A 10,912-nucleotide genomic window follows, 5' to 3' on the forward strand; every position below is an offset into this window, starting at 1 on the left:
AACCATGGACGCGTTCCTCATCGCCGGCCTGATCATCGCGCTCATCGCGGTATTCACCGTGGTGCGGGCGGTCCGTATCGTGCCCCAAGCCCGCGCTCGCAACGTCGAACGGCTCGGTCGCTACCACCGGACACTGAATCCGGGCCTGAATCTGGTCATCCCTTACATCGACCGCGTCCATCCGGTGATCGACCTGCGGGAACAGGTCGTCTCGTTCAAGCCGCAACCGGTCATCACTGAGGACAATCTGGTTGTCGAGATCGACACGGTCCTGTACTTCCAGGTCACCGACCCACGAGCGGCGTTCTACGAGATCGCGAATTTCCTTCAGGCGGTCGAGCAGCTCACCGTCACGACGTTGCGCAATGTCGTGGGATCCATGGATCTGGAAAAGACGCTCACCTCACGTGACACCATTAACAGCCAGCTCCGCGGCGTGCTGGACGAGGCCACCGGTAAGTGGGGGCTACGGGTGAACCGGGTGGAGATCAAGGCCATCGACCCTCCGCAGTCCATCAAGGACGCGATGCAGAAGCAGATGCGAGCCGAGCGGGACAAGCGGGCCGCGATTCTCGGGGCCGAAGGCCAGCGTCAATCGCAGATTCTCACGGCTGAAGGCGACAAGCAGGCTGCCGTTCTCCGCGCGGAGGGCAACCGCAGCGCTGCGATTCTCCAGGCCGAGGGTCAATCCCGAGCCATCGACGAGGTGTTCCAGGCCGTGCACCGCAACGACCCCGATCCCAAGCTGCTGGCCTATCAGTATCTCCAGATGCTGCCCCAACTCGCGCAAGGCCAGGGCAGCACCTTCTGGGTGATCCCCAGCGAGGTCACCTCCGCGCTCCAAGGCGTTTCCCGCGCCTTCACCGAGTCGCTTCCCCAGTCACCGGCCACCCGCGAACAGCCCTCGGACGATACGGCCTCCAAGGCCGCCACCGACGCCGTGCAGGCCGCTGAAGCCGCGGCCGAGGCCGTCGCCGACGCCGCCAAGGCCGACGAGGTCACCTCGGCGGTCCTGGACCACCGCCTTGACGGTGGATGACACTCCCAGCACGCAGCCATGGCTCCACCGTCCGACGTGAGGGGACGCCACGAAGCCACGCGAACACAGCCAACGCCCCTGTCGCTGGAGGGCGCTCATGGGCACGGACTGGGCCGATCGTGTGATGCGGCGGGCCCCGCCGTTGTCATGGATGGGACCGTGCGTTGTGCCGGATGGCCGTCCGTTCACGGTGACGGTCATCTCCGCTCCGGCACCGGCGTCCGTGTCCGGGGCGGCCTGGTGCCGGGCGCGCGATCGAGGTGGTCATGAGCGGTTCCGAGGGAAGGGGCTGGGCTCCGGTGACAGGGTCCGGCCGCCAGCTGCTGCGTGAGCGACTGATCGAGGCGATCGATGTCATCCGCTCACAGGCGGTCGTGGCTGAGCAGGCGGCCCAGTCTTGCGACGTGGTGGGAGAGGGAGCCGCGACCGAGTCGGGTCACGTGGTAGCTGCCGTGCGGTGATCGCCGCAGGGTGGGGCGGACCGCATCCCACCGGGCCAGGACTCGGGAGCAGGACAGCGCCGACAGCGCGCGATCAGACGTAGAAGGCGATTCGTACCGGGACCGGCGGCATTCAGTCGCGAGAAGTGGAGCGCCGCAACCTGGCATCGCGGGACCCTCTCCGCCTGGCTGCCGACCGGTACGCATCTCCCCCGATCAGGCGGCCGCCCGCAGACGAACGCAGCACCGATCCGGCGATCGTCGGCCTGGTCTCCGACCGCACAGCCATGCGGTGATCACCCAACAGCCGAACCCGCCAGGACCGTACTGGCAACCTCAGTCGTGCACCGCACCGTATGTGGAGTGGTGTGTCCCGTCCCTGACCGTGGCGGAGGCGTCGGTGAGGCGCCGCCGTCCGTGACCGTGCGGAGGCGTCGGTGAGGTCGGCGCCGGTGGCGGCGTCCCGCCCGGAGTGGCTGGTGCCGTGCCAGTCCAGGCACATGGCGGTCGCGTCGTCCTGCGGGTGGCCGTCGTCGGCGTCGACGATCGCCGCGTGAGGGTGCGGGTGGCCTCGCGGGGATGCAGATCGCGGGTGCATCCGATCAGGTCGGACAGATCGACGCTGAGGAGGTTGCGCTCCGGCATGCCGTCGGTCAGCATGACCGACCGGTCGCCCGGCCGCAGGGCCGGCGACCGGACTCGGTAGGTGTGAGGGGCAGGGAAGCCGAACGGCGTATCGACCTTCGGCGTGATCTCCTGCAGCTGTCCGTTCCGCAAGCGCAGCGGCCAGGGGTGCCCGGCGTTGCGGCTGGGCAACGTGCCGGGCGACCGCCTCGCCACCGGACCGTGCATGCCCGCTCCAGGGGCCGGACGCGGCCGTGCCGGGAGCGGGCCGACAAGATCGGGGAGGAGGTGCCGTCCTAGGCGTCGTGGGTGAGAGCCCTGTGGCGGGCGGTGGAGCTTCCAGCCGTCCAGGTCCTCACGGTCCGGCCGCAGAGCGTCGTCCGTGTAGGGCATCGTCCGTGTAGGGCATCGTCCCTCTCGCGCGTCTCCCTATGGCGAGTACGGGGCGTCGCTGTGGTGCAGTTCGACCATGGCGGGCTCGTGGACCTCGTACACCGCGGTACGGGTGAGGGTGACGACGGCTGCCGGATCGTCCTCGCCACGTGTCAGGTGGACAACGGTCACCTGTCGCAGTCCCCCGGCGGACGGGATGTCGATGGAGACCACGGGTGTGCGGTCGCCGAGCTCGGCGACCGCCGCGGGAACGGCTGTGCCGTCGTCGTTGCGCCACGTCACCAGCGAGTAGAACCGCCCGGTGCCCCCGGTCGAGATCTTCAGCGCGCCCACCGCGTCCGGCGCGCTGTCCCCGGTGACGTCACCGATGGCGCACTGCGGCTGCAGTTCGATCACCACACCGTCGGCTCCCTCCCAGCGTCCTCCGCTGAGAGCGGCTTCCGAAACGCCGTACCCCTCCAGCCCTCCGCCTTCCAGGGACGCGCTCTGCAACTGCTCGCAGGTCAGGGCCTCGGCGCCCTCGGCTGCCGTGTCGCTGGGCTTCGGGGTCGGGGTCTTGGTGGGAGTGCCTGGCGTCTTCGCCGGACTGGCGGGTGTCTTCGCGGGTGTGGCGGTCGCGGGCTCGGATGCCTTGCCCGGTTTCCCGCTCCCGGCCGCCTCTCCCGGAGCCAGGTCCTTCGGCCCACAGGCCACGACCAGCCCCGCGATCAGCCCCGCGGCAACCATCTGGGACACCCGTCTCGCGCGTCTGCTCAATCGGTTCACTCGTCACTCCCCGTGCTCCATGGCCCCGCATCCCGCTGGGCACGGTCGGAGACGCGGGCAGGTGGTGCACGGTTGCACCGAGTTGTCCCCGTCCTGTAACTCCGGTCGCTCCCGGGCTGTGCGACATCCCGTGGGTTCGGACAGGTTTCTGTGAAGGCCCGGTCAGGGTGCGAGGGCTCCGTTGAGGGCGTCTGCGAGGAGCGTGCGCAGGGCTTCGTCGGTGACCGGTCGTGGATTGGCGTAGGGCTGAGCCTGTGCCTGGGCGGTGATCTCGTCGAAGTCGCGCTCGGTGACGCCCAGTTCGGCGAGGGAGCACGGGGCGCCGAGTTCGGCGGATGCTCGCGCGAGGTGCTTCGGTACGTCGTCCGTGGCCAGCGCGCGGCGCAGGGTCTGGTCGGCGGCCGGTGCCGCGAGGAGGTTGAAGGCGGCGACGAACGGGAGCAGGACGGTGTGGGTGGCGGCGTGGGGAAGTCGAAGGTGCCGCCCAGGATGTGAGACAGCTTGTGGTGGAGCGACATGGTCGTGGCCCCCAGGGGCGCCCCGCGCAGCCACGCTCCACGCAGCGCGTCGGTGCGGGCCCTCATGTCACCAGGGGCGGCGGCGACGACCGGCAGGGCCGCGACCAGCGAGCGCGTCCCTTCCTCGGCCATCAGGAACACGATCGGCGAGGCGTCCGGCGCGTACAGGGCTTCCACGGCATGGGCGATGGCGTTGAAAGCGCTGGTCACCGACATGCCGACGGGGAGGCCGAGGGTGAGCTCGGGGTCGTAGACCACGCTGCGGGGCAGGACGGCCCGGTCGCGGCCGGTGCGCTTGCGTCCGTCCTCGGTGAGTCCCCATACGGTGGTCATCTCCGAGCCGGCGTAGCTTGTCGGCACACTGAGCACGGGCAGGCCGGAGCTCAGGGCGATCGCCTTGCCCAGACCGATGGTGGAGCCGCCGCCGATGGCCAGGCAGCCGTCCGCGTCGGCATCGCGTGCGGCCGTACGGGTCCGCGATCCGCCCCGAGTTCCGGCAAGACGACCTGGCCTTCGACCCCCGCCACCCGGTCTTCGGCGGCCCGGCCTGCGCCGTCGAGGGGTGCGACCGACCGGCCCGCAGCAACCGCATGTGCTGGGGACACTCGGTGCGCTGGGCCCACGACGGCAGGCCCGACCTCGAGTCGTTCCTCGTGACCACGCCCGCAGGCTGGGTCGGGCACCGGCCCCTGGAGGCTTGCGCGGTCGAGGGCTGCCGCTACGGACTCCACAGCCATGGCATGTGTCAACGCCACTGGCGGCAGTGGAAGAGGTGCGGGAGCCCGCCGATGACGGCATGGCAGACCTCCACGGCGCCGCTGCCGGTTCCGTCACCGCTGCCCGAGGTCTGCCGGATCAGCTACTGCGCCCTGTGGGTGAGGGGAACCTCGGTGTTCTGCGCGGGACACGACGGCCGCTGGAAAGCGCGCGGACGCCCCGACATCGAGGACTTCACCGCCTCCTACGAGGAGAGCGGACCCGGCGGGGCCAAGCACATCGACCTGCACCGACTGTCCGTGCAGCTACGGCTGGAGATGCAGTACGCACTGCAGTGCCGCCATGACGAAGCCACCAAGAAGGTCAGGCCACCGCATGGGCCCAGCGCCTGGTCAACGCCCTCGCCGACGCCCAGGTCAGGTCTCTTCTCGACGAGCCGGAAGAGTTCTGGAAGACCTTCCGTGGTCCGACCGGCAACTGGGCCACGGGCTGGGGCACTTTCCTTCTCGGCGCCCGCCGACGCGCCGAGGAACTGGCCTACGGCCGCGGCTGGGAAGCGGAATACCCCCGCATCGCCTGGCGGCTGCGCAATCTCGGCATCGTCCACCCGCAAACGTCGACGATCACCTTCGAGAAGATCGCCCAGCCTTGGCTGCGGGATCTGGCCAAGCGCTGGGCACGCTGGAGACTGTCCGGCGGCATCAACGCCGGCACCGTACGCGCGGGAGTGCGCATGGTCGCTCGCTTCTCCGCCTTCCTTCCGGCAGAGGTGACCGGACTCGCCCACCACGCTGCACCTGGCGACGCCGCATCTGACGGAGCCGTTCATCTCGGCGTGATCGCGGCGTGAAGACGCCGGAGGGCAAGCGGCATTCGGAGCTGGAGCGGATGCGCCGGCCGCCGACGCGGACCACCGGCACCGCGATGAAGGCCGCGTTGCAGCGGGTCGAGGACATCGCCGCTTTCCAGCTGGGCTGCCTCAGGCTGGAGCAGGTTCCGCCGAACCGGCTGTCCGCGCTGGCCCGGTACGGGCTGGGCACCAAGGCGCCGAAGCTGGAGCGGACCCCGGAGCCCAAGCGCACGGCGATGCTCACCGCGGTGATGCGCCACCTGGAGGCGAAGGCGATCGACGACGCGCTGGACCTGTTCGAGATCCTGATGGCCACCCGGCTGATCAGCTCCGCGAGACGGTCCACCGGGTGTGAGTACTTGCCGTACAGAAAGTGCAAAAGGATCGCCACGCACTGGCCGGACATGCTCCGGGTCGCCGGATCACTCATCACCAACCAGGTCCGCGCCTACGACCTGCTCCGGATGTTCGGCCGCGAAGGCCACCCCACCCGGCTGGGCGCCGCGTTCGCCGAGTACGGACGCCTCGACAAGACGATGCACCTGCTCGCCCTGGTCGACCCGATGGACGACACCTACCGCCGCCTGATAAACCGGCAGCTCACCGTCCAGGAGTCCCGCCACCGTCTGGCCCGCGCGATCTGCCACGGCGGCCGGGGCCAGATCCGCCAGGCGTACCGCGAGGGCCAGGAGGACCAGCTCGCCGCCCTCGGCCTGGTCCTCAACGCCGTGGTCCTCTGGAACACCCGCTACCTGGACGCCGCCGTCGCACAGCTCCGCGCTGAGGGCCACGATCTCAAGGATGAAGACGTGGCCCGGCTCTCTCCGCTCAAGGACCAGCACATCAACTTTCTGGGCCGCTATCAGTTCAACATCGCGGCCAGCGGGCCACACAGTGGCCTGCGCCCACTGCGCGATCCGGACGCGACCGAAGACGCGGACGACGAGGAGTAAGACCAGAACGGGAGCACGGTCCCGCGCAGACACCCGCCAAATCCGCGTTCCTGGGCGATCGTTGAGCCGGTAAGTCCTGCACGAAGCGGGATGTTTCGGCGCTCAGTGCCCGCCGGTCACCGACGTAGATTGGACTTTCGGCAATGGTCGGAGGGCGCCCGATGTCCGTACCGTCACCTCCGTGGACAGCACAATGATCAACGGTGGGACTGCGACCGGAACCACTGTTCTACGGCGGGCACTTGATCCTGGGACCATTCTCGCGGCGGCTACCGCGGTGGCCGCCGGTCTGAGCGTGATGAACCTGTGGTGGGCCGTCCCGACTGCCGTCGCCGCGTTCCTGGCAGGACGACGTCCTGGACGGACGGGGTCGACAGCGCTCGCCCTGGTCGCGATTCTCGCGGCCGGCGTGGTGGCCCTGTCCGTCGTTCCTGCTTGGCTCCCCCTGGCCAGCCGCTTTGTGACAGTGGTGGTTGCCGCCATGATGCTGCCCTGGTTCGCGGGCCGGTTCTGGTGCCAGTATCGGCAGCTTGTCCGGGCCGGTTGGGAGCTTGCCGATCAGCTGCAACGCGAGCAGCAACTGATCGCTGATCAAGCCCGGCTGCGCGAGCGGGCACGTATCGCTCAGGACATGCATGACGTACTCGGCCATGACCTCAGCCTGATCGCCCTGTCGGCTGGCGCACTCAAACTCGCGCCGGACCTTGAAGAGCACCACCAAAAGGCCGCAGGGGACATCCGAGCCAGAGCCGCGGCCGCGGTGGAGCGTCTCGGCGAGGTGATCGGTGTCCTGCGTGAGGAGACCGACGCAACGCCCATGGACCCCACCAACTCCAGCCTCACGAGTCTGACCTCCGAGGCTTCCGCGGCCGGCCTCACAGTGGAGTTGCGCACCGGCGGCGAGGCGGACGACGTGCCGCCCGTGGTCAAACGTGCAGCTCACCGGGTCGTGCGGGAAGCTCTGACCAACGTTGCCAAGCACGCGTCCGGCGCGACCGTGACTGTCCACGTGACGCATACGGCAACAGAAACAAAGGTCGTCGTGGAGAACGGCCCGCCATCGTCTGCGGCCAACCAGCGGCCCCGGCCTCGGAGCGGAGGGCGTGGCCTTATCGGCCTCCAAGAACGTATGCGGTTGACCGGCGGTTCCTTCGACCACGGCCCGCGCGACGGAGGCTACGCAGTCGTCGCGCGTATCCCGCACACACCCTCGCCGCCGCTCGCACACTCAGCCTCCCGCGGTTACGAGCTGCCGCAGGAACATCGCCGCGCTCGGCGCCGGGTCGGCCGGGCTCTGGTCGCCGCGGTCATGGTGCCCCTCGTGACGGGAGCTTTGCTGAGCGGAGCCCTCATGGGCTGGGAGATGATGTCGGCGTCACAGTCGGTCCTGGACCCACGCGACTATGCCCGCCTACATGTAGGGCAAGATCGTTCCGAGGTGGAGCGTCTCCTGCCGGACCGGCAGACGAACTACCGACCGCTGACTGCCGAGCCGACGGGAGACGGCACAACGTGCGAGTACTACTCGATGACGGCCGACCGGTTCGACGACCGGTCCGGCGACGCCTATCAGCTCTGCTTCCGGAAGGGCACCCTGGTGTCCCTGGACACGATCACCCCGTGAGCGTTCGATGATCCGGGTGCTGATCGCCGACGACGAGCCGATGATCCGCGCAGGAGTACGCGCCGTTCTTGCCACGGATCCGGACATCGAAGTCGTCGCCGAGGCCGTCGACGGGCACGATGCCGTGGAACTGGTCCAGCGCCATCGTCCCGCGGTGGCGGTACTCGATATCCGCATGCCGGGAATCAACGGCATCGACGCCGCCGCGGAAATCCGCAACACAGTGCCGGCCACGAGCATCATCATGCTGACGACCTTCGGTGAGGACGACTACATCCTCAAGGCGCTCGGCGGTGGTGCAGCAGGCTTCCTGATCAAGTCGGGCGAGCCAGAGGAACTGATCACCGGAGTCCGTGCGGTGGCCGAAGGCGCCGCCTACCTGTCACCGAAGGTCGCGGCCCGGGTCATCGCGCACCTCGCTGCTACGGGCGCGGGCGCCCTGGCCGGTCGGCGCTCCGCCGCCCGCGACCAGGTCAACGCCCTCACCGCTCGGGAAAGAGAGGTATTGGCCTTTCTCGGAAGCGGCCTGTCCAACGGGCAGATCGCCCGGCGGCTCCATGTGGTGGAGGGAACGGTCAAAGCCCACGTGAGTTCCATCCTGGCGAGGCTGGGCGTCGACAACCGGGCCGCTGCCGCGGTGGTGGCCCACGAGGCCGGGATCATTCCGCCTCAACCTCCCCAGCCGTGATGCCGTCCCCTGGGCAAGGGGCATGAACGCGAGCAGCACCGCCGCCACGACAGCGCCGCCGAGCGTCGCGCCGGCGAGCACATCGTGCGGGTAGTGAACCCCCACCAGCACACGCAGCAGCGCGGCAGCCCCGGCCAGCGGCAGCGTGATCGCGGCGAGGCGGGGCCGCAGCACGGCGAGACCGACGGCCAGGCCGGCGGCCAGGGTGGCGTGGTTGCTCGGGAACGACCAGTCCCCCGCTCCGGGGCACTCCGCGACAGATTCGGCGCCTGCGCGTAACGCACGGCAAGGACGCTCCTCGTCCACGACGAGCTTCACCGCTTCGCTCACCGCATAGGCCGCGACGGTGCCGAGACCGGTCAGCACGGATCCGGCGACCTCCCGTGTGTCTTTGCGGCGGATTGCCGTCCACCACATCCAGACCAGCAGCATTCCGAGGATCACCAAAGTGCCCTCGGTAGCCGCTTCCAGGAGCGGGCCCAGCCACGACGGTGCATCCGCCACCGCCCCGGCCACCGACCGGTACGCGGATGCCGAAGCCCCACCCGTGACCTCGACAGCACCAGCTTCGCCCAGCCCACCGGGGGACAGCCAAGTGACAACTCCTGCTCCCACGCCCAGGACGGCCAACGCACCGAGCAGCCGACCGGCTCGGACTTTCATTCGCGGTTCTCGTTCCATGAGGCCCGAACGTAGAAGGGGGAACAGTTGGGAACCCGAGCCGAACGGCAACATCGGACCTTGACGATCGTCAGGATTGACAGCTCCGGGCACCTTCGTTCCGCGTCACCGGACACACCCCGACCTTCAACAAACCTTCGTTTTCTGAAGATCGCTCCACAGGCCCGCCCGAGGCCCGCCCGAACTCCACAGAGCCTTCAAAAAACCCTTCAAAAACCGAGGTCATTCAACAACCCAAGACCACCGTTTTCTGACATGATCCGGGGCCATGACCGCCCTCGAACCGGCCGACCGCCCGGACCTCCTCGTCGCCGAACCGCTCGTCCGCACCGAGATCAAGATCGGGTACGCGCGAGTCTCGACCAGCGGGCAGAAGCTGGAGCGGCAGCTCGACGCACTCAACGCCGCCGGGTGCCGGAAGATCTTCGCGGACAAGAAGTCCGGCAAGAACGCGCTCCGCCCCGAACTGAAGGCGTGCCACGCCTTCCTCGACCCCGGCGACACCCTCGTCGTCCCGAGCCTGGACCGCTACGGCCGCAGCCTCCAAGACCTCATCAACATGGTCGCCGAACTGCGCGAGCGCCGGATCGGCTTCACCTCGCTGCACGAGAACCTCGACACCACCACCCCCGGCGGCCGGCTCGTCTTCCACGTCTTCGCCGCGCTCGCCGAGTTCATCCGCGAACTCATCGTCATCGGCACCAACGAGGGCCTGGCCGCAGCCCGCGAACGCGGCCGCGTCGGCGGGCGCCCCAGCGTCGCCACCGAGGAAGTCATCCGCGCCGCCCGCGATCTGCTGCCCGACCCCGGCCGCTCAATCACCTCGATCGCCAAGCTCCTGGGCGTCTCGCCGGGCACCCTCTACAACCACATCCCGGACCTGCGTGAACTGCGCGCCGGGACCGTGCCGCAGCAGCTCGAAACGCCAACGAAGTAGGCCAACCCCAGCAAGATCAATCTCAGCGGCACTTCCTGTACGCCAACTACTCACACCCGGACAAACCCACCGTCGTGACCTACGACTCTCCGGACGGCAGCCGGATCCTCCAGCTCTTCCTGGTCAGCGAGGGCAGCCCCGCCGAGTCCATGGACCTGGTGGAGAACGAGAACTACGGCTTCGCCCGCCTCCCCGGCTATCGCGCCCTCGACCGCTCGGCCGCCGACGACGACAGCTACTCCGAGGTCGTCTACCGCTTCGACGGCGAAGGCGATCTGGGCCCCCGCCAGGTCATCGACCACCGCTTCCGCACGCCCGGCGACAAGATCTACGGAGTCCGCCTCAGCGCCCCCGAGTCCACCCCACTCGACGAACTCCGCGAACCGGTCACCACCGTGGTCACGTCCCTCTGCCCGACGGGGGCGACCTGCGTACGGGGTTGAGCACAGGCCGACGTCCAACGCGCGCCGACACATGGTGCCGGGCCCGAGCGAGCGGGGCCGTATGCCCTGACCTCGACCGGGGCCGAGGCGGGAGCGAGAGCCGGGGCCGAACCCCGAAGCCGCCGTCGGCGTCAGTGCCGGGCCTGAGCCGGGCCGCCTTCAGCTTGTTCTTTATGGTCTGACCTCGCAGGGCCGGGACAGGGCTTGACCTCAAGTGCGGTTCAGATTGGAGGCTTCTTC

Annotated in this window: 7 protein-coding genes and 3 pseudogenes; 6 read left to right on the forward strand and 4 right to left on the reverse strand. The window is 69.0% G+C overall.

Features of this window, described 5'->3' with window-relative positions; translation table 11 throughout:
• Positions 1-4 precede the first annotated feature (4 nt).
• Positions 5-1,039, forward strand: a complete 1,035-nt coding sequence (locus tag AWZ10_RS44235) for an SPFH domain-containing protein (RefSeq protein WP_060894003.1) — start codon at positions 5-7, stop codon at positions 1,037-1,039.
• Between the two features lie 776 nt (positions 1,040-1,815).
• Here AWZ10_RS44235 and AWZ10_RS56195 read toward each other — a convergent pair.
• From AWZ10_RS56195 to AWZ10_RS44250, 3 genes and pseudogenes are all read right to left on the reverse strand, one after another.
• Entirely contained in the window at positions 1,816-2,496 is a 681-nt protein-coding gene (locus AWZ10_RS56195) for a SpoIIE family protein phosphatase (RefSeq protein ID WP_425264534.1), read from the reverse strand.
• Positions 2,497-2,532: 36 nt separating this feature from the next.
• A complete protein-coding gene (locus AWZ10_RS44245) occupies positions 2,533-3,222 on the reverse strand; it encodes a hypothetical protein (RefSeq protein WP_244172767.1) in 690 nt (229 codons plus the stop codon).
• 201 nt (positions 3,223-3,423) lie between these two features.
• A pseudogene (locus AWZ10_RS44250) lies at positions 3,424-4,244 on the reverse strand (maleylacetate reductase); the annotation flags it as partial.
• Between the two features lie 1,482 nt (positions 4,245-5,726).
• Here AWZ10_RS44250 and AWZ10_RS54830 point away from each other — a divergent pair.
• From AWZ10_RS54830 to AWZ10_RS44270, 3 genes and pseudogenes are all read left to right on the forward strand, one after another.
• Positions 5,727-6,299, forward strand: a pseudogene (locus tag AWZ10_RS54830) (Tn3 family transposase); the annotation flags it as partial.
• 193 nt (positions 6,300-6,492) lie between these two features.
• A complete protein-coding gene (locus AWZ10_RS44265; RefSeq protein WP_079104696.1) occupies positions 6,493-7,923 on the forward strand; it encodes a sensor histidine kinase in 1,431 nt (476 codons plus the stop codon).
• 7 nt (positions 7,924-7,930) lie between these two features.
• Positions 7,931-8,611, forward strand: a complete 681-nt coding sequence (locus tag AWZ10_RS44270) for a response regulator (RefSeq protein WP_046705661.1) — start codon at positions 7,931-7,933, stop codon at positions 8,609-8,611.
• On the opposite strand, the pseudogene AWZ10_RS55655 reads toward AWZ10_RS44270, so the two are convergent.
• Positions 8,558-9,292, reverse strand: a pseudogene (locus tag AWZ10_RS55655) (phosphatase PAP2 family protein); the annotation flags it as partial. The gene AWZ10_RS44270 and the pseudogene AWZ10_RS55655 sit on opposite strands and share 54 nt — an antisense overlap.
• 268 nt (positions 9,293-9,560) lie before the next feature.
• Between AWZ10_RS55655 and AWZ10_RS44275 the strand changes: the two are divergent.
• Together AWZ10_RS44275 and AWZ10_RS44280 are read left to right on the forward strand one after the other, a co-directional pair.
• Positions 9,561-10,229 (forward strand): recombinase family protein, encoded by a 669-nt coding sequence (locus AWZ10_RS44275; protein WP_046705660.1) that lies wholly within the window; start codon positions 9,561-9,563, stop codon positions 10,227-10,229.
• 74 nt (positions 10,230-10,303) lie between these two features.
• Entirely contained in the window at positions 10,304-10,672 is a 369-nt protein-coding gene (locus tag AWZ10_RS44280; protein WP_234360671.1) for a hypothetical protein, read from the forward strand.
• Positions 10,673-10,912 lie beyond the last annotated feature (240 nt).

It is taken from the genome of Streptomyces europaeiscabiei (assembly GCF_001550375.1).
Lineage (GTDB): Bacteria > Actinomycetota > Actinomycetes > Streptomycetales > Streptomycetaceae > Streptomyces > Streptomyces europaeiscabiei.